General features: G+C 72.5%; 17 protein-coding genes and 1 tRNA gene. 12 read left to right on the top strand and 6 right to left on the bottom strand.

What is annotated here, in order from left to right:
- Positions 1-8 precede the first annotated feature (8 nt).
- Positions 9-767, top strand: coding sequence for a phosphoglyceromutase (locus FH715_RS18160; protein ID WP_139646582.1), 759 nt, complete (start codon positions 9-11; stop codon positions 765-767).
- Positions 768-1,061: 294 nt separating this feature from the next.
- On the opposite strand, the gene phoU is transcribed toward FH715_RS18160, so the two are convergent.
- Entirely contained in the window at positions 1,062-1,736 is a 675-nt protein-coding gene (phoU, locus tag FH715_RS18165) for a phosphate signaling complex protein PhoU (protein WP_097233176.1), read from the bottom strand.
- 189 nt (positions 1,737-1,925) lie between these two features.
- Between phoU and phoR the strand changes: the two genes are divergently transcribed.
- Both phoR and phoP read left to right on the top strand, forming a co-directional pair.
- On the top strand, positions 1,926-3,248 hold the full coding sequence (phoR, locus tag FH715_RS18170) for a two-component system sensor histidine kinase PhoR (RefSeq protein ID WP_139646584.1): 1,323 nt from the start codon (positions 1,926-1,928) through the stop codon (positions 3,246-3,248).
- On the top strand, positions 3,245-3,925 hold the full coding sequence (gene phoP / locus FH715_RS18175) for a two-component system response regulator PhoP (RefSeq protein WP_139646586.1): 681 nt from the start codon (positions 3,245-3,247) through the stop codon (positions 3,923-3,925). The genes phoR and phoP overlap by 4 nt, the downstream gene beginning before the upstream one ends.
- A 176-nt stretch (positions 3,926-4,101) precedes the next feature.
- Here phoP and FH715_RS18180 read toward each other — a convergent pair whose 3' ends face one another.
- Entirely contained in the window at positions 4,102-4,863 is a 762-nt protein-coding gene (locus FH715_RS18180; RefSeq protein WP_139646587.1) for a DUF461 domain-containing protein, read from the bottom strand.
- 425 nt (positions 4,864-5,288) lie between these two features.
- On the opposite strand from FH715_RS18180, the gene FH715_RS18190 reads away from it, so the two are divergent.
- The 7 genes from FH715_RS18190 to FH715_RS18220 all read left to right on the top strand — a co-directional run bounded on the left by FH715_RS18190 (position 5,289) and on the right by FH715_RS18220 (position 12,670).
- Positions 5,289-5,771, top strand: a complete 483-nt coding sequence (locus FH715_RS18190; protein WP_097233172.1) for a CarD family transcriptional regulator — start codon at positions 5,289-5,291, stop codon at positions 5,769-5,771.
- A gap of 340 nt (positions 5,772-6,111) precedes the next feature.
- Complete coding sequence (ispD, locus tag FH715_RS18195) at positions 6,112-6,900, top strand: 2-C-methyl-D-erythritol 4-phosphate cytidylyltransferase (RefSeq protein ID WP_139646589.1); 789 nt, start codon at positions 6,112-6,114, stop codon at positions 6,898-6,900.
- The gene (gene ispF, locus FH715_RS18200) at positions 6,890-7,402 is read left to right on the top strand and encodes a 2-C-methyl-D-erythritol 2,4-cyclodiphosphate synthase (RefSeq protein ID WP_139646591.1); all 513 of its coding nucleotides are present in this window, start codon (positions 6,890-6,892) and stop codon (positions 7,400-7,402) included. The genes ispD and ispF overlap by 11 nt, the downstream gene beginning before the upstream one ends.
- Before the next feature lie 60 nt (positions 7,403-7,462).
- The gene (cysS, locus tag FH715_RS18205) at positions 7,463-8,854 is read left to right on the top strand and encodes a cysteine--tRNA ligase (RefSeq protein ID WP_139646593.1); all 1,392 of its coding nucleotides are present in this window, start codon (positions 7,463-7,465) and stop codon (positions 8,852-8,854) included.
- Positions 8,855-8,893: 39 nt separating this feature from the next.
- Positions 8,894-9,835 carry a 23S rRNA (guanosine(2251)-2'-O)-methyltransferase RlmB gene (rlmB, locus tag FH715_RS18210; protein ID WP_139646595.1) on the top strand — a complete coding sequence of 314 codons (942 nt, stop codon included), beginning with the start codon at positions 8,894-8,896 and terminating at the stop codon, positions 9,833-9,835.
- Between the two features lie 205 nt (positions 9,836-10,040).
- On the top strand, positions 10,041-11,636 hold the full coding sequence (locus FH715_RS18215) for a DoxX family membrane protein (protein WP_139646597.1): 1,596 nt from the start codon (positions 10,041-10,043) through the stop codon (positions 11,634-11,636).
- Between the two features lie 185 nt (positions 11,637-11,821).
- On the top strand, positions 11,822-12,670 hold the full coding sequence (locus FH715_RS18220; protein ID WP_246108823.1) for a DUF3626 domain-containing protein: 849 nt from the start codon (positions 11,822-11,824) through the stop codon (positions 12,668-12,670).
- Positions 12,671-12,887: 217 nt separating this feature from the next.
- Here the strand turns inward: FH715_RS18220 and FH715_RS18225 are convergent, their stop codons facing one another.
- The 3 genes from FH715_RS18225 to FH715_RS18235 all read right to left on the bottom strand — a co-directional run bounded on the left by FH715_RS18225 (position 12,888) and on the right by FH715_RS18235 (position 15,566).
- Positions 12,888-13,616, bottom strand: coding sequence for a nucleotidyltransferase family protein (locus FH715_RS18225; RefSeq protein WP_139646599.1), 729 nt, complete (start codon positions 13,614-13,616; stop codon positions 12,888-12,890).
- 19 nt (positions 13,617-13,635) lie between these two features.
- A complete protein-coding gene (locus FH715_RS18230; RefSeq protein WP_139646601.1) occupies positions 13,636-14,037 on the bottom strand; it encodes a hypothetical protein in 402 nt (133 codons plus the stop codon).
- Between the two features lie 398 nt (positions 14,038-14,435).
- Positions 14,436-15,566, bottom strand: coding sequence for an ABC transporter ATP-binding protein (locus FH715_RS18235; protein WP_139646604.1), 1,131 nt, complete (start codon positions 15,564-15,566; stop codon positions 14,436-14,438).
- A 220-nt stretch (positions 15,567-15,786) separates the two neighbouring features.
- On the opposite strand from FH715_RS18235, the gene FH715_RS18240 reads away from it, so the two are divergent.
- Positions 15,787-15,860, top strand: a tRNA-Thr gene (locus FH715_RS18240).
- A gap of 191 nt (positions 15,861-16,051) precedes the next feature.
- Here FH715_RS18240 and FH715_RS18245 read toward each other — a convergent pair.
- Positions 16,052-16,612, bottom strand: coding sequence for an Rv1352/Rv1906c domain-containing protein (locus FH715_RS18245; RefSeq protein WP_139646605.1), 561 nt, complete (start codon positions 16,610-16,612; stop codon positions 16,052-16,054).
- A gap of 261 nt (positions 16,613-16,873) precedes the next feature.
- Here FH715_RS18245 and FH715_RS18250 point away from each other — a divergent pair, with 261 nt between their 5' ends.
- A complete protein-coding gene (locus tag FH715_RS18250; protein WP_139646606.1) occupies positions 16,874-19,018 on the top strand; it encodes an alpha-galactosidase in 2,145 nt (714 codons plus the stop codon).
- The last annotated feature ends 87 nt before the right edge of the window (positions 19,019-19,105 follow it).

The raw sequence follows: 19,105 nt of genomic DNA on the forward strand, positions 1-19,105 counted from the left end.
CTCGGCACATGGCCGACGCACCGTACAAGCTGATCCTGCTCCGCCATGGCGAGAGCGACTGGAACGCGAAGAACCTCTTCACCGGGTGGGTGGACGTCAACCTCACCGAGAAGGGCGAGAAGGAGGCCGTTCGCGGCGGTGAGCTGCTGAAGGACGCCGGGCTGCTGCCGGACGTGCTGCACACCTCGCTGCTCAAGCGGGCCATCCGCACCGCCAACCTGGCGCTGGACGCCGCGGACCGCGCCTGGCTGCCGGTCCACCGTTCGTGGCGGCTGAACGAGCGCCACTACGGCGCGCTCCAGGGCAAGGACAAGGCGGCCACCCTCGCCGAGTTCGGCGAGGAGCAGTTCATGAAGTGGCGCCGTTCCTACGACACGCCGCCGCCCGAGCTCGCCGACGGCGCCGAGTGGTCGCAGAGCGACGACCCGCGCTACGGCGGCATCCCCAGCGAGCTGCGCCCGCGCACCGAGTGCCTCAAGGACGTCGTCGAGCGGATGCTGCCCTACTGGTACGACGCGATCGTCCCCGACCTCGACGCCGGCCGCACCGTCCTCGTCGCCGCGCACGGCAACAGCCTGCGCGCGCTGGTCAAGCACCTCGACGGGGTCTCCGACGAGGCCATCGTCGGCCTGAACATCCCCACCGGCATCCCGCTCCTCTACGAACTGGACGCCGACTACCGCCCGCTGACCCCCGGTGGCCGCTACCTCGACCCCGAGGCCGCCAAGGACGCCATCGCCGCGGTGGCCAACCAGGGCAAGAAGTAGCCGGGGCCCGCACGGCAGAGCCCCCGTCGTCGCCCGCGCCCGGGCGACGACGGGGGCTCGCGTGCGTCAGCCGCAGTTTCCCCCGCACTGGCAGGAGGAGCCCGACTGGCAGCCGCAGCTGCAACCCGAGCCGCAGCCGCAGGCGCCCGGTGGGGTGGGTGAGACGGCCATGGGTGAGTCCCCTCTTCGGCGGTGTGTCCCCCTCATTGGATGTCCGCACCACCCGGGAGCGTCAACGGCGCAACGGCAGCGCGCGGGCGTGCGCCCGCGCGCGACCGCGGTAGCGCGCGGGGCTCAGGCACCGGCCTCCGGCTCCGGCGTGAACTCGTCCGCGTGCTCCCCCGTGACCAGGAACACCACCCGCCGCGCGATCGACACCGCGTGGTCGGCGAACCGCTCGTAGTAACGGCCCAGCAGCGTCACGTCCACGGCCGTCTCGATGCCGTGGTTCCAGCGGTCGTCCAGCAGATGGCTGAAGAGCGTCCGGTGCAACGAGTCCATCTCGTCGTCGTCCTGCTCCAGCTGCATCGCCAGCTCGACATCCTTGGTCAGCAACACCTCCGTGGCCTTCGCCATCAGCCGCTGCGCCAGCTGCCCCATCTCCAGGATGGTCGCCGACAGGTCGCGCGGCACGGCCGAGTCGGGGAAGCGCAGCCGCGCCACCTTCGCCACGTGCTGCGCCAGGTCGCCGCAGCGCTCCAGGTCGGCGCTCATCCGCAGGCTGGTCACCACGATCCGCAGATCGGTGGCGACCGGCTGCTGCCGCGCCAGCAGCGCGATCGCCGCGTTCTCCAGGTCGCGGTGCATCTCGTCGACCTTGTCGTCGGCCTCGATCACGTTCTCGGCCAGCCGCAGGTCGGCGTCCAACATCGCGGTCGTGGCCCGCCCTATCGCGGAGCCGACGAACCGCGCCATCTCGACCAGGCTGTCGCTGATCGCATCCAGTTCCTCGTGGTACGCGTCACGCATGACTGTCCTTCCTCACCCGACACATCCCGAACACATAGGTTGCCGCGTCTCAAGCTCTGTCCGGAAAGCAGCCGTTTCCGCCCCGTCAAGTGAACCATCGCTGTCACCAAGGTGAACTCTCCCGGGCGTCCGGACGAGCATCTTCGGTCAGCTCTGTGGCACCGGGCCCGCGCGGCATAACCTGAGGATATGGACGTGAACGCGGCGGTCGCCGCAGTGGCGGCGATCGCCGGTCTGTGCACCGGCGTGGTCGCCATGCTGGCGTTCCGACTCAGCGAGCGCGAACGGCGCGGCCGTCCCCCGCGTAGCGCACAACCGGCCGAACCCACGCTTCCGCCCGGCGTCGACACCGTGCTCTCCGTGCTCCGCTCCTCCGCGGTCGTGCTGGACGAGAGCGACGCCGTGCTCAAGGCCAGCTCCGCCGCCTACGCGCTGGGCCTGGTCAGGGGCGGCCGGCTGGCCGTCGAGCCGATGCTCAAGATGGCCAGGGACACCCGCAGGGACGGCGAGATCCGGCAGCTGGAGCTCGACCTCCCGCGCCGCGACCGCCCCGGCCGCGCCGACCTGCTCGCCGTCTCCGCCCGCTCCGCCCCGCTGGGCGCCCGCCTGGTGCTGCTGCTGGTCGAGGACCTCACCGAGGCCCGCAGGATCGAGGCGGTCCGCAGGGACTTCGTCGCCAACGTCAGCCACGAGCTGAAGACCCCGGCCGGCGCGCTCTCCCTCCTCTCCGAGGCGGTGCTCGACGCGGCGGAGGACCCGGAGGCGGTCACCCGCTTCGCCGGCCGGATGCAGAACGAGGCGACCCGGCTCACCAACCTGATCCAGGAGCTGATCGACCTCTCCCGGGTCCAGGACAACGACATGCTCAGCCAGGCGGAGCTGGTCTCCGTCGACGAGCTGGTCACCGAGGCGATCGACCGCTGCCGACAGCAGGCGGACGACAAGGGCATCACCATCGCCTCCGGAGGCACCGCCGGCCTCTCCGTCTGGGGCAACCGCGGCCAGCTCGCCGCGGCCCTGGGCAACCTGGTGGAGAACGGGGTCAACTACAGCCCCCCGCACACCCGGGTGGCCATCGCCGGCTCCCTGGTGGCGTCCGCCGGAGGCGAGCAGGTCGAGATCGCCGTCACCGACCAGGGCATCGGCATCCCCGAGACCGACCGGCAGCGGATCTTCGAACGGTTCTACCGCGTCGACCCCGCGCGCTCCCGCGCCACCGGCGGCACCGGACTCGGCCTGGCCATCGTCAAGCACGTGGCCGCCTCGCACGGCGGGGAGGTCCTCGTCTGGAGCGCCGAGGGCCAGGGCTCCACCTTCACCCTGCGCCTGCCGGAACCCGGCAGCGCCCGAGAACGCCATCTGGCCGTCCGCCGGGACCGGGACGGCCTCGGCGGCACCCTGCACGAACCCGCCGAGTTCCCAGAACAGGCCGAGCTCGACCCCGAGGTCGACGGCCAGGCGGACCCCCAGTCCACCCGCACCAACGAAACCGCCCGGGAGGTCCTCCCGTGACCCGAGTGCTTGTCGTCGAGGACGAGGAGTCGTTCAGCGACGCGCTGTCGTACATGCTCCGCAAGGAGGGCTTCGAGGTCGCCACGGCGGCCACGGGCCCAGACGGGCTGGACGAGTTCGAGCGCAACGGCGCCGACCTGGTGTTGCTCGACCTCATGCTGCCCGGGCTTCCCGGCACCGAGGTCTGCCGCCAGCTGCGTGGCCGTTCCAACGTCCCGGTCATCATGGTGACCGCGAAGGACAGTGAGATCGACAAGGTCGTCGGCCTGGAGATAGGAGCCGACGACTACGTGACCAAACCCTTCTCCTCCCGCGAACTGGTGGCCCGCATCCGCGCGGTGCTGCGTCGCAGGGGCGAGTCGGAGGAGGAGAGCCCCATCGCCCTGGAGGCCGGACCCGTCAGGATGGACGTCGACCGCCATGTGGTCACCGTCGCCGGACGGAAGGTCGACCTGCCGCTCAAGGAGTTCGACCTGCTGGCCATGCTGCTGCGCAACGCCGGCCGCGTGCTGACCAGGATGCAGCTGATCGACCGCGTCTGGGGCGCCGACTACGTCGGCGACACCAAGACCCTGGACGTGCACGTCAAGCGGCTGCGCGCCAAGATCGAGCCGGACCCGGGCGCGCCCCGCTACCTGGTCACGGTCCGCGGCCTCGGCTACAAGTTCGAGCCCTGACGGGCCCGTTCCCCGCGCTCCCCACGCCCCCCGGGACTGACCGGGGGCGTGGGGAGCCGCGCGGGCGCCCCCACCGGGCCGCGGTGGGCAACGCGATCGCCGGGCCCCGGACGGCTGTCGTCCGTGACCCGGCGATGAAGCGACGCGGGATACGCGATACGCGATACGGGGTGCGGTCAGTCCTGCGCGTCCACACCGTCGGCGGCGGCGCCGTCACCCTGGGCGTCGGCGTCCGCCTCCTCCTCGGTCCCGGCACCGGCGTTGTCCTCGGTGTCCTCGGCGCCCTCGGTGCCTTCCGCGTCCTCGGTGCCCTCGGCGTTCCCGTCGCCCTCCACACCCTCGGCACCTTCGGTGCCCTCGGTGCCGTCGGCGTCCTCGGTGCCGTCCTCGGCGCCAGGCTCCTCCTCGACGGGGACCTCCTCCGCCGGCGGCGGCGCCCACGCCTCGTAGTACACGAAGGCGCCGGACGCCGGCACCACGCGCGCCGAAAGATCGATCTCGCCGGTCTCGCTCAGCAGGAAGACGAGCTGCTGCGCGTTGCCCAGCCGCACCTCCGCCGCCTCGGTGTCGACGACGACGGCCGTCGCGTTGCCCTCGCCGCCGAGCGCGACGGAGCCGCCGGCCGGGACGGTGACGCTGGTCTCACCCTCGGCGGGGGTCAGCTCCAGCCGTTGGCCCGAGTCGCCCAGGCCGACGGCCTCCAGGGTCTGGTCCTCGGTGCCGTTGTTGATGAGCCGGGCGCTCAGCCCGGCGCGGTCCTCGCCCTCCGGCAGGATGACGTTGACGCTCTGCACCTTGATGTCGTCGACATGGGCGGACGCGTTGTCCGGTCGGACGTTGTTGGTCTCCGCGTCGACTCCGGCCCCGCAGGCCGTCGCCGCGAACAGCGGGAACGCGAAGAAAGCGGCGGCCACGCCGCGTCGAAGGCTGCTGCTCACGGCGGCGGCATCTCCTCGGACGGTCTGGATGATCTACTTCGGCCGCCTCAGGGTACCGAGTCACTCGGACGGTCCTGCACCCGGGCCGGTCTCCGACGAACTGAAATGGCGATCAAGAGGCTTTCCGTTGATCAATTCTTCGGGTTCGGGGACACTCCGAGCGCGGCCATTCTGTCAACCATGACAAAACGGACAGCTTTCCCTCTTCGGGGGAACTTCTTTCTCTTCTCTCCGGCTGCCCGGCCGGAACTTCCAGGTTTGGCAAACCGGGCCCCCACCTGCGGATACCCGCCGCCGAGGCGCGCCCGAAGCACGTCACCGGCGCCCTTGTCAACCCCCGAGATGCGGCCTGACCTGCGGAAACGTCATTCAAAGGCGCGTTCCGCCGTGTTAGGATGGAGAGCCACGGAAGGGGTACCTGTCACATGACGTTCAAGGTTGGCGACACCGTGGTCTATCCCCATCACGGCGCCGCGCTGATCGAGGCCATTGAAACTCGCCAGATTAAAGGCGTGGACAAGACTTACCTGGTACTCAAGGTCGCTCAGGGCGACCTTGAAGTGCGTGTGCCGGCGGAAAACGCCGAACTCGTCGGTGTGCGCGACGTGGTTGGGCAGGACGGACTGGACCGGGTCTTCGAGGTGCTGCGCGCCCCGTACGCGGAGGAGCCGACGAACTGGTCGCGCCGTTACAAGGCCAATCTTGAGAAGCTCGCCTCCGGCGATGTCATCAAGGTCGCCGAGGTCGTCCGCGACCTGTGGCGTCGCGAGCGTGAGCGCGGCCTCTCCGCAGGTGAGAAGCGTATGCTCGCCAAGGCCCGGCAGATCCTGGTCAGCGAGTTGGCCCTGGCCGAGTCCACCAACGAGGACAAGGCCGAGTCGCTGCTGGACGAGGTTCTCGCTTCCTGAGAAGTGCCGTACGGCACACGTCTCTTCGATTCGCTTTCCGGCTTTCGCCGGCGTCATGAACGTGTGACGACCTCACGTGTCACAGCGCCCGAAGGTATGCGCCATACCGCGACGGGCGCTGTGGCGCGTGTGGACGCAGCGCGCCGTGGGCTCACGCCCCCGTCTCGGTCCCGCCTCGTCGCCGACCGTCGCGGTCGACCCTGCTGATCGGTGCCAGAAGTGTGCCGGGCTGGTGAAGCTTCGCTACGACCGGTTGTCACGGAAGGGACCAGTCGTGTGAGCCCGGCACGCTCAGGCCATACCCATTCCCGCCCTGAGAGCAAACCTGCACCGGTCATCAATGTCAGATGTCACCTCGTTCAACGAAGAGTTCACCGCGGAGCCGTCCCCCGAGGGGACGCCGCCCGCGCCCGCCGCGGCCGTGATTCCGGCGGCCGGCCTTGGCCTGCGGCTCGGTCCCGGGGCGCCCAAGGCGCTCCGCCCCCTCGGCGGCACCCCCATGCTGGTCCACGCGGTGCGCGCCATGGCCAGGGGCCGGACGATCGCGCTGGTCGTCGTGGTCGCCCCCGCCGAACAACTCACGCTGGTGCGCTCGTTGCTCGACGAGCACCCGCCGCCGCCCGGCGTCGAGCAGCTGGTGGTCGCCGGCGGCGCCACCCGCCAGGAGTCGGTGCGGCTCGGCCTCGCCGCGCTGCCCGAGTCCGTGGGGGTGGTGTTGGTGCACGACGCGGCGCGGCCACTCGTCCCGGTGGAGACCGTGGACGCGGTCACCGCCACGGTGCGCGCGGGCGCCCCCGCCGTGGTCCCCGCGCTCCCCGTGACCGACACGGTCAAGGCGATCGCCCACCCCGGCGCCCCCGGCGAGCCGGAACCCGTGGTCGCCACCCCCGAACGCGCCCTGCTCCGCGCCGTGCAGACGCCCCAGGGCTTCGACCGCGCGACGCTGCTCGCCGCGCACGAGGCCGCCACCTCCGACCTGGCGACCGACGACGCCGGCCTCGTCGAACGGATGGGCGTCGAGGTCGTGCTGGTGCCCGGCCACGAGGAGGCGTTCAAGGTGACCAGGCCGCTGGACCTGCTGCTTGCCGAGGCCGTGCTGGCCCGGCGGAGGATCAACGATGGCTACTGAGAAGCCCGTTCACGCGCCGCCCCTGCCCAGGACGGGCATCGGCACCGACGTGCACGCCTTCGAGGCCGGGCGCCCGCTGTGGTGCGCCGGGCTGCACTGGCCGGACGCCCGCTTCGGGCTGGCCGGGCACTCGGACGGGGACGTGGCCGCGCACGCCGCGTGCGACGCCCTGTTCTCCGCGGCCGGGCTCGGCGACCTGGGCGCGCACTTCGGCACGGACCGGCCCGAGTGGGCCGGCGCCTCGGGGACGGCGCTGCTGGGCGAGGCCGCCCGGATCGTCCGCGACGCCGGTTTCACGATCGGCAACGTGGCGATCCAGGTCATCGGCGTCCGCCCGAAGATCGGCACCCGGCGCGAGGAGGCGCAGCGCGCGCTGTCCGAGGCGGCCGGTGCGCCGGTCTCCGTCTCCGGCACCACGACCGACGGCCTGGGGCTGACCGGCCGCGCCGAGGGGCTGGCCGCGATGGCGACCGCGCTGGTGCTTCCCCCACCCGTCGGCTGAGGCCGGTGGGCCGGCGCCCGGGGGGCGCGGGGCGGCCCGGGTGCCTACTACTCTTGAGGCGTGACCATTCGCCTGTATGACACCAGCAGCCGGCAGATCCGTGACTTCAGCCCGCTTCGGCCCGGCTGCGTCTCGATCTACCTCTGTGGCGCCACGGTGCAGGCCCCGCCGCACATCGGTCACATCAGGTCGGGACTGAACTTCGACATCATGCGCCGGTGGTTCGCCTACCGCGGGTACGACGTCACGTTCGTCCGCAACGTCACCGACATCGACGACAAGATCATCGCGAAGAGCGCCGAGCTGGGCCGCCCCTGGTGGGCGATCGGCTACGAGAACGAGCGGGCCTTCGGCGCCGCCTACGACGTTCTCGGCTGCCTGCCGCCCGACTACGAGCCGCGGGCGACCGGCCACGTGCCGGAGATGGTCGAGATGATGCGTGCGTTGATCGGAGGCGGTCACGCCTATCCGGCGGACGGCAACGTCTACTTCGACGTGCGGAGCTACCCCGGCTATCTCCAGCTCTCCAACCAGGAGTTGGACCAGCTGCTCCAGCCGGCGGGCGAGGGCGAGACGGGCAAGCGCGACCCGCGTGACTTCGCGCTGTGGAAGGCGACCAAGCCGGGGGAGCCCAGCTGGGAGACCCCCTGGGGTCCCGGCCGTCCCGGCTGGCACCTGGAGTGCTCGGCCATGGTGCGCAAGTACCTCGGTCCCGCGTTCGACATCCACGGCGGCGGGATCGACCTGGTCTTCCCGCACCACGAGAACGAGATCGCCCAGTCCAAGGCGTACGGCGACCCGTTCGCGAGCTACTGGGTGCACAACGCCTGGCTCACCATCGGCGGCGAGAAGATGAGCAAGTCGCTGGGGAACTCGGTGCTGGTCTCCGAGATGGTCAGGCGCTGGCGCCCGATCGTTCTCCGCTACTACCTGGGCACCCCGCACTACCGTTCCGCCATCGACTACAGCGAGGCGGCGCTGGCCGAGGCGGAGACCGCCTTCGCCAGGATCGAGGGCTTCCTCCAGCGCGGCACCGAGCAGGCGGGCGAGGTCCCGCCGGCCGGGTCGGTGCCCGAGGACTTCGCCGCCGCGATGGACGAGGACTTCGGCGTTCCCCAGGCCCTGGCCGCCGTGCACACCACCGTGCGCCAGGGCAACGCCGCCCTGGCCGAGGGCGACAAGGAGTCGCTGACCGCCCTGATGGCCCAGGTCAGGGCGATGCTCGGGGTGCTCGGCCTGGACCCGCTCGACCCGGCCTGGTCCGGTGGCGGCTCGCGGGGCGCGGAGCTGACCGGGGTGGTGGACACGCTGGTGGCGCTCGTCCTCGACCAGCGGCAGGCCGCGCGCGAACGCAAGGACTACGGCACCGCCGACGCCATCAGGGACCAGCTGAAGTCGGCCGGACTGGTCATCGAGGACACCCCCAACGGCCCCCGCTGGGAGCTCGGCTGACCGCCGAGCCCCGACGCCCACACAGAACACGAGACTTCCATGCCAGGCAATCCCAACCGTCGCACCAGCAACAAGAAGGGCCCCCAGATCGGCAGCGGCGGACAGCGCCGCCGCGGGCTGAGGGGCAAGGGGCCGACCCCGCCCGCCGAGATGCGCACCGGCCACGCCAAGAAGCGCGCCGCCGAGGTCAAGGCGCGCCAGCAGGCGTCCCGCCAGGGCGCCAAGCGCGGCCAGAAGTCGGCCAACGAGCTGGTCGTCGGGCGCAACCCGGTGCTGGAGGCGCTGCGCGCCGGGGTGCCGGCGAACGCGCTGTACGTCCAGCAGTTCCTGGAGAGCGACGACCGGGTCACCGACGCCGTCAAGCTCGCCGTGGCCAGGCCGGACCTGCATCTCGTCGAGGCGCCCAAGCCCGAGCTGGACCGGCTCACCGCCGGCCTCAACCACCAGGGGCTGGCGCTCCAGGTCCCGCCGTACGACTACGCCCACCCGGACGACCTGCTGGAGGCCGCGGCCGACTCGGGCCGTGACCCGTTGATCATGGTGCTGGACGGGGTCACCGACCCGCGGAACCTGGGCGCCGTCGTCCGTTCGACGGCCGCCTTCGGCGGACACGGGGTCGTGGTACCGGAGCGCAGGGCGGCGGGGATGACGGCGTCGGCCTGGAAGACCTCGGCCGGCACCGCCGCCACCACCCCGGTGGCCAGGGCCACCAACCTCACCCGCGCGCTCCAGGCGTACCAGCGCGCCGGGGTCTTCGTGGTGGGCCTCGCGGCCGACGGCGAGGCCGAGCTGACGGACCTCGACGCGTTGGACGGGCCCGTGGCGATCGTCGTGGGCAGCGAGGGCAAGGGGCTCTCCCGGCTGGTGGGGGAGACCTGCGACCTGCGCGTCCGCATCCCGATGCCGGGCGGCGCCGAGTCGCTGAACGCCGGCGTCGCGGCGGGAGTCGCGCTCTACGCGGCGGCGGCGCGCCGGGCGTGAGCGGTCGCTGAACGGGCGCGCGTCCGGGCGTGAAGGCCGCTGCACGGAGGCGCGCGTTGGGGGACGGCGGCTGCCGAAGCGCCGGGCGGCGTGCGGGAGATGACGCGCGCCGGCCCGCCAACCCGCGCGCCCGCGTGACTTTGACGGGTCGCGGACAGACTTTGTCGACGCGAGGCAGTGTCTTAACGCGGTGTCACTCGGTTAGATGAGTGTGGACACCAGAACACTCCGCGGCCGACCGATGGACGAGCCGGTGCTGAGCATGGTCAAGGTGCCATGCGACCCGGCGCAGGTCATCGTGAACCACGCCAGTTTCCGGGTGCGGCTGGCCACCCCGCCGCCCGTGAGCATCGTCGTGCCCGAAGCGCTCGGGGGCCCGGTGCCCGCCGCGGTGTCGCCGGCCAGGCGCCGGCCCCTGGTGTGGAGCGGACAGAGCGCGCCGGGGGACCGCGCGGCAGGCTCGCTGCTCCAGGCGGTGCGCGAGGCCGGCGGCCCCGGCGCCCCGGGCTCCGGCGAGAGCCTGGCCACCGACACGCTGCCCCGGATTCCCGCCGGGGCCAGGCCGGTTCAGCGGACCGGCACCGTCGTCGCCCCCCGCGCCCCGCATCTCGGCGAGACGACGGCGCCGCTGCCCCCGGTGCCGGACGCCCCGGACGACGGGGGCGAGTTCGAGACCGGGGAGTTCGAGACCGGCGAGTTCGCCGCCGTGCCCGAGGGCGAGCCGGCGCCGCGTGGGGCGCGCGGCCGGGGGCGCGGCCGACGCGCCAGGGCGTTCCACACCGACCGCCGGCTGAGCCTGGGCCTGGTGCTGCTGCCGCTGCGGCTGCTGCTCGGCTTCATGGCGATCTACGCGGGGATGGGCAAGCTCACCGACCCGGTCTACTTCGACGGCGGCGACCGGGGCTCGCTGCGCAACTGGCTGGGCTCGATGGAGCCGTGGGCGGTGGCCGCCCCGCTGCACGACTGGGCGGTGGCGCACCCGGTGGGCGCCGGGCTGACCGTGGCGTTCTGCCAGATCGTGGTCGGCGTGCTCACCCTCTTCGGGCTCTGGCAGCGGGCCGCCGCGCTGCTGGGCGCCGCGCTCTCGCTGGCGCTGCTGACCACGGTCAGCTGGCAGAGCGGCCCGGCCTACGACACCCCCGAGATCGTTCTCTTCGCCGCCTGGACGCCGCTGGTGATCGCGGGCGCGCCGCTGCACTCGCTGGACGCGAGGCTCGCCGGCGAGGCGTGGCGCAGGCTCGGGCCGCGCGCGCCGCTGAGCGCGCTGCGCCGACGGGTGCTGCGGCGCGGCACGCTGCTGGCGTCGCTGCTGCTCGGAGTGGCGCTGCTGGTCGGGTCGTTGCTGGGCAGCGCGGTGCGTTCGTCGCAGTTCGCCACCGTGCCCGAGCCCGGCGAGCCGCCGCGCAACCACCTCCCCGGTGAGTCGCTCATCGACGAGGAGGAGGAAGCCCGCCTGGAGCGCGAGCGGGAGGCCGCCGCCGAGGCCGAGCGGCGCGAGGAGGCCGAGCGGGAGGCGGCCGAGGAGGAGCGGGAGGCCGTCGAGGCGGAGGAGCCGGAGGAGACCGCCCCGGGCGGCACCGCGCCGAGCGAGCCGGCGCCGGACGCCGGCTCCCAGGAGCCGGAGCCCGAGGCGCCGGCCGAGGAGCCGCAGGACTCCGCGCCGGCCGCGCCGCCGGCCGGCCCCGAGGACGGCGGAGCCGACCCCGGCACCGGCGACGAGACCCCGCCGGACAGCGGCGAGGGCCAGGACGACGGGGGTGATCAGGGCAGCCCCGACCCCCTCGGCGGGCTGCTCGGTTAGGTGGGGTTCTAGGAGAGTGAGCCGAATAGCGGCTGCCGCCGCGGTGGGTTACGGGCGTGCCGGGGGTGGGGTCTCACCCTTGCTCCGGCGCGTGGTTCCTCGCGCCCCGTTCCGCTGACGCGTGCGGGGGCGGCGGCGCCCGAACGGTGTTTGGGCGGCGGGGGGTTCCCCGGCAGACTGGCGCCGTGCACGAGGACCCCGCCACACGAAGGGCACTGCGCCATGTCGCCGGGCTGGCGGTCGGCGGCCCGCTCGATCCGACGCTGCCGCTGACGCTCAACTTCCACCCCGACCGGCTCGCCGACGGGGTGCCGATCCTGCGCCGGATGGCCGAGGACGGCGTGTATCTCTCCCAGTTCGCCACCGGGACCAGCAACGGCGGTCTCACCGCCCACCCGGGCGGCGACCGTTGGCACTGGGAGAGCCGCATCTTCGGCGCCGCCTACGACGCGGCCCCCGCCCGAGTCCGCCCGGTCTACGGCGCGTTGAACCACCGCCTTCGCGCGGTCGGCGCGGCGCCGCGGTTCGGCTCGGCGCACTTCCGGCTGGTGCCCGAGGTGTTGGCGCGCAGTACCTTCTGCTACCCGGACAGCTCGGCCGAGCCGACGGCCTTCGGCGTCGCGGCCCGCTGCGACCTGGTGGCGCGGGCGTCGGCCGGCGACCTTCCGGCGCTCGACCCGGCACTCGACGGGTATGTCGAGGCGCATGTGCACGGCCAGGTCGCGCTGGCACGCGACGTGGCCGCGCTGGTGCTCGACCCGAGCCACCGGGGCACACCGGTGGCCGAGGCCGCGGTCGCGCTGGGCTGCCCGGTGGAGTGGCATCCCGGGTTCCGGCTGTCGCTCGAAGTGCTGGAGGCCAACGCGGGGTTCCGCGGCCCGGCGGCGGTGGCGCTCGGCCGGCGGCTGGCCGAGCACGGGACGCTCGACCCGCGGATGATCGGCGACGCCGCGCGTTCCGGCGCCCACGACGCGCAGGAGTTGAAGTGGCTCTGGCACTGCCTCGTCCGCTTCGGCACCCCAGGACAGCCGTAGGGCGCGGGGGCCCGCGCGTGAAGGCGCGGACCTAGGCCGTCTCGTTTGGATCTTCGCGGGGGCGCGACGCCAGCTACGGCACTTCGCTGCGTTACCGAATCGCGCGAATACGACCGAGTATGAGCTGCGATCCGGCGCCTTGCGATGCACCGCATCTGACGCCGCGCCCTGATCCACGAAGATCCAAACGAGACGACCTAGATCCCAACGAGACGGCCTAGCCGCCGAGTTCCCTGGCCGCCTCGGTCAGGTCCTTCGCGGTGTCGATGGCCCGCCAGTAGGCGCCCTGGGAGAGCGGGAAGCCGGCCAGCCGGCGCGCCCTGGCCAGCCGGGGGAAGGTGTGGCGCTCGTGGTCGCCCCGGTCGGGCAGCAGCGCGGTGAACTCGGCGGCGAAGACGTAGACGCCGGCGTTGATCAGGTAGGGCGAGGGCGGGGCCTCGATGAAGTCCAGCACATGGCCGAACTCGTCGGTCTCCACCGCGCCCCAGGGGATGCGGGGGCGGGCCAGCGCCAGGGTGGCCAACGCGTCCCGCTCGTCGTGGAACTCGGCCATCTCGCGGAGCGAGAAGCGGGTCCAGATGTCGCCGTTGGTGGCGAACCACGGCTCGTCGGGGCGCGGCAGTGCGGCGGCGGCGTACTTGAGGCCGCCGCCGCGCCCCAACGGCTCCTGCTCGACAACGGTGTTGACCCGCAGCGGCAGCTCGTTCGACGCGAGCCAGTCCTGGAGCACCTCGGCCAGATGACCGCAGGAGATCACCGCGTCCGTCACGCCCTCGGACGCCAGCCAGCGCAGCTGGTGGCCGATGATCGGCTCGCCGGTGCCGGGGATCTCCACCATCGGCTTGGGCCGGTCGTCGGTGTACGGGCGGAGCCGGGAGCCCTGCCCGCCGGCCAGGACGACGGCCTGGCTGGGGTGTGTCGCGGCGTCGGATGCGGCGTTGCTCATGGCCGCAGCCTATGTGGCGTCAGTCGACCTGGGCCACGCCGGCCGCGAAGGAGGTGTCACAGACGGGACGGGAGAAGCGCTGGGCGCGCTGGGCGCTGCCGTACTTCTCGACGGCGGCCTGGCCGAGCGTCTGGGCGATCTCGGCGCAGTACGGGGCGAGCGACGGGTCCTCGTCGACCGCGGCCTGGAGGCCGGTCAGCGCCACCGAGGGGTCCTGGTGCCGCAGCGTCGTCAACAGACTGTCGCGCAGCAGGTCCTGGGGCGCGTGCGCCTCCTGCTCGGCGGCGGCCGTGAGCATCTGGACCTCGGAGGGAGGGGAGGCCCAGGGCACGCGCGTGACGGCGAGCGTGCCGGAGAGCACCAACACGGCTGGCAGGGCGACGGCGAGACTTCTGCCGATGTGGCGGAGTGCCTGGTTCACGGTGTCTTCCTCGCGCTTCCTCGCGAAACGGTGACGCGAAACGTTGGGTGGGAGGCGTGCGTTCGTGGCGCGGCGCGGGTGACCGGCCACGGGCCAAACCGGGCTCCGGGAAGGGGCCTTGTGGATGGCACGAGCCGAATCGTAGCGAGGTGTGGCGGGTTGATGGCATTCCGTCACTCGCACGAGTGATGCCGTGCGGGGTTTTCTTCGCGGGGCGTTGACGAGGGCGTTGACCTCCGTCGGTTCTTGTCGCCCGCTGCGCGGGAAAGCGCGCGGAGGCGCCGGGGAGGCCGGGGACGCCGGTGGCATGGGGGCTGCGAGGGACACGCGGAACGCCGAAGGGCCGCGCCCCCACCCGGTGTACGGGTGGGAACGCGGCCCCGGTGGCGCGCTTCGGGTCAGTCGCTGAGGCGCTCGCCCGAGCCGGCGGCGAAGACGTGGGTCTCGCCGGGCTTGGGCTCGATGTTGAGCTTGCTGCCCTTCTCCGGGACGTGGCGGCTGTCGACGCGGATGACCAGGTCCTTGACCTCGCCGTTGAACTCGGCGGTGCCGAAGACGTAGGCGTCGGCGCCGGTCTCCTCGACGACGTTGACGGTGACGGCGAGGCCGGCGCTGGCGTCCTTGTCGGCCTTGGCCAGGGCGCTCTCGGTGTCGCCGTCGACCACGCGGAAGTGCTCGGGACGGCAGCCGACGACCACGTTGCTGTCGCCCTTGTCCTGGGCCTCGGTGAGCGTGGAGCGCTCGATCGGGACCACGCTGTTGCCGAACTTCACGCCGCCGTCGGTGATCGGGACCTCGACCAGGTTCATGGCGGGGGAGCCGATGAAGCCGGCGACGAAGAGGTTGGCCGGCTTGTCGTACATGTTGCGCGGGCTGTCGACCTGCTGGAGCAGACCGTCCTTGAGCACCGCGACCCGGTCGCCCATCGTCATGGCCTCGACCTGGTCGTGGGTGACGTAGACGGTGGTGACGCCCAGGCGGCGCTGGAGGCCGGCGATCTGGGTACGGGTCTGGACACGGAGCTTGGCGTCCAGGTTGGAGAGCGGCTCGTCCATGAGGAAGACCTGCGGCTCACGGACGATGGCGCGGCCCATCGCGACACGCTGGCGCTGACCACCGGAGAGCGCCTTCGGCTTGCGGTCCAGGTACTCGGTGAGGTCGAGGATCTTGGCGGCCTCTTCGACCTTCGTCCGGATGTCCGTCTTGTTGACGCCGGCGATCTTGAGCGCGAAGCCCATGTTCTGGGCGACGGTCATGTGCGGGTACAGCGCGTAGTTCTGGAACACCATCGCGATGTCCCGGTCCTTCGGGGGAAGGTGGGTGACGTCCCGGTCACCGATGTGGATCGAGCCGCCGTTCACGTCCTCCAGGCCGGCGAGCATCCGCAGGGAGGTGGACTTCCCACAGCCGGAGGGGCCGACGAGGACCAGGAACTCGCCGTCCTCGATCTGGATGTCGAGCTGGTCGACGGCGGGGGTGTCGGCGCCCGGGTAGACCCGGGTGGCCTTGTCATAGGTGACCGTAGCCATGTCGTGTTGTCTCCTTCTACCGGCAGGAACGTGCCGGACGATCCGAGTAGGAAGGTGTGACGACCATGTGAATGGACGCAGGGTGAACCTAACTCGAAAGCAATATAAAAGTCAGTACCTACCGGCAAGAAAATCCTCGTCCCTCCCACCGGCCCACACCCGTCACCTGCGGGCGTGTAGGCTGGTCCGGCCTTGAGGGCGCCAGGACGCACGGGCACTCGCCGCCTTAGCTCAGTTGGCCAGAGCAGCTGTCTTGTAAACAGCAGGTCGTCGGTTCGAATCCGACAGGCGGCTCACGCCGTCCCCTCTGGCCTTCGGCGTGGCGCGGTCCGCGGTTCTCCGAATCGGCGCGAAGGCCGGGGGAACGTTTACCTGCCGGCAACGGACACCTTCCGCTCCGGTGGGCGCCCGTCCGAGCGGACGCCCCTTCCCTCCCGGCGCCGGGTTCCCTCCCGACGCGTACCGGCCGGCGCGGGACAACACACCTAGGCCAGGTTCCACTCGCAGCCGCCGGACGCCTCCAGGTACTCGCCGTCGTTGACCGTTACGCGGCCCGGGCCCTGGAGGTTCTCGTTGGCGATGATCGCCTCGAACTCGCCGCTGGAGTCGCTGTTGCGGGACCAGTAGCACATGGGCCACGCCCCGTCGGGGTCCGGGCCCTCGGTGGTGTACTCGCCCGGCGCGATGTCCTCGCCCGCGAGGTGGACGCCGTCGGAGAACGACTCCGCCGGCCCCAGCTGATGGAACCCCGGCTCGGGTTCCGGTTCGGGGTCGGCGTCCCTCGTCTGGGCCACCTCCGGCTCCGACCCCGCCGAGATGGACAGGGACGGCTCCGCGCTGGCGCCGGCGTCGTCCTCGGTGCCGCTCGCGGCACCGATACCGACCCCGACGAGGAGGCAGACGACGCCGACCGCGCCGTGGGTGAGCAGCGTCTTGCGCTGGCTTCGAGGCGGGGCCGGGGGCATGGGGCGGGGGCCGGGGGTCCCGGTGTGTGGCGGCGTGTCTTCGGGGCCCTGTCCCTGTGGCCAGCCGGGCTGATCGGTCATGGTCTCCCCCTCCGGGTCGTGCGAGCGGCGGTGTGGGGGGTGCGCCGATGATGTCGCCCGGCGCGGCGGGGGGAGGACGCTATCGGCACACCGTGATGATTTTGTTACCGAGGGTCAGTGGCGCTGGAGGCTGCGGGGCGGAGGGGGTTTCTGGCGGCGAGAGGCCGAAGCCGTTGGCGTGGTCGGCCTGTTGACCCGCCGGGGCGGGCGAACATAGAAATAACCGCGCACGTCTCAACATGAGCGAACAAGGGATCGTCGATGCACGATGGGTCGTACCTCAACTTCCGCTCGGCGGGCGCCGCGCTGGTGCTGGACTGCACGGGGGACGGGCTGCCCCGGGTCGTGCACTGGGGTGCCGACCTGGGCGAGCTGACCCAGGACACGATGGCGGCCATGGCCCGCGCGGCGGTCCCGCAGATCGCCTGGAACAACGTGGACGTCGTGGTGCCGCTGGCCCTCGTCCCCGAGCACTCGGCCGGCTGGCAGGGAACGCCGGGCCTCACCGGGCACCGTGCCGGCACCGACTTCTCCACCGCGTTCACCGTCACCTCCCTGGTGAACGAGGAGCGCGCGCTGACGGTCGTCGCCGAGGACGTGGTCGCCGCCCTCGAACTGCGGCTGGAGATCGAGCTGACCGCCAGCGGCCTGGTGCGCCAGCGGGCCGTCCTCGCCAGCCTCGCCGACGAGGGCACCGCCCCGTTCACCCTCGACGGGCTGCTGCTGGCCCTCCCGGTGCCGGAACGCGCCGCCGAACTCCTCGACATGACCGGCCGCCACCTGCGCGAACGCACCCCGCAGCGGCATGCGTTCACCCTCGGTACCCATCTGCGGGACGGCCGCAAGGGCCGCACCGGCACGGACGCCGTGACCGTGCACCTCGCGGGCGAGACCGGCTTCGGCTTCCGCGCGGGCGAGGTCTGGGGGCTGCACGTCGGCTGGAGCGGCAACCACCGCTCCCTCGCCGAACGCACCCACACCGGCGTCTCCCTGCTGGCCGGCGGCGAGCTGCCGCTGCCCGGCGAGATCATCCTCGGTCCCGGGGAGAGCTACACCTCCCCGTGGGTCTTCGGCAGCTACGGGCGGCACGGCCTCGACGAGCTGGCCGGCCGCTTCCACGGCCATCTGCGCGCCAGGCCGCACCACCCGAGCGGCCCGCGCCCGGTCACCCTCAACGTCTGGGAGGCCGTCTACTTCCGCCACGACCTCCCCAAGCTCAAGGAGCTGGCCGACGCCGCCGCCGAGATCGGCGCCGAGCGCTTCGTGCTGGACGACGGCTGGTTCCGTGGCCGGCGCGACGACCGGGCCGGCCTCGGCGACTGGTACGTGGACGAGGACGTCTGGCCCGAGGGGCTCCACCCGCTGGCCGAGTACGTCAGGGGCCTCGGCCTGGAGTTCGGCCTGTGGGTCGAGCCCGAGATGGTCAACCTCAACTCCGACCTGGCCCGCGCCCACCCCGAGTGGATCATGGCGACCGGCGACCGGCTGCCCCCGGAGTCCCGGAACCAGCAGGTGCTGGACCTCGGCCATCCCGAGGCCTACGCGTATGTGCGGGGACGCCTCGACTCGCTGGTCGGCGAGTACGCGCTGACCTATCTGAAGTGGGACCACAACCGCGACCTGGTGGAGGCGGGACACCGCCCCACCGGCCGGGCCGGCGTCCACGCGCAGACCCGCGCCGTCTACCGGCTCCTGGACGAACTGCGCGCCCGCCACCCGGGGTTGGAGATCGAGTCCTGCTCCTCCGGCGGCGGCCGGGTCGACCTCGGCATCCTGGAACGCACCGACCGGGTGTGGACCAGCGACTGCATCGACGCCCTGGAGCGTCAACGCATCCAGCGCTGGACCGGCGTGCTGCTGCCCCCGGAGCTGATGGGGGCGCACGTCGGCGCGCCCACGGCACACACCACGGGACGCACCCACGGCCTGGAGTTCCGCGCCGGCACCGCGCTCTTCGGCCACCTCGGGATCGAGTGGGACCTGACCGCCGCCTCGCCGGAGGACCGCGCCGCGCTCGCCGAGTGGATCGCGCTCCACAAGCGGCTCCGCCCGTTGCTGCACACCGGCCGCGTGGTGCGCGAGGACCACGCGGACCCCGCGCTGTGGGTGCACGGCGTGGTCGCCGAGGACGGCGGGCACGCGGTCTTCGCGCTGGCGCAGGTCGCCACCGGGGTGCAGCTCCCGTCCGGCAACGTGCGGCTGCCGGGTCTCGCGCCCGACGCGCTGTACCGCGTCGCGCCGCTGCCGCCGGCCGACCGGTCGCGCGGGCCGGCGCTGACTCCGCTGCCCTGGTGGGGCGAGGGCGTCACGCTGCCCGGCCGGGTGCTCGCCGAGGTCGGCGTGCGGGCGCCGATCCAGCACCCGGAGCGGCTGGTGCTGTTGGAGGCACACCGCGTGGAGGGGTGAACGAGCGCGGCCGGTGCGGGACGCGCGCCCCTCGTGCGCGTCCCGCACCCCCCCCGCTCCGCGCCCCCGCCCCCGGCGCGGGGGCGC

It is taken from the genome of Streptomyces sedi, assembly GCF_006335015.1.
Taxonomy (GTDB): Bacteria; Actinomycetota; Actinomycetes; order Streptomycetales; family Streptomycetaceae; genus Streptomyces; species Streptomyces sedi.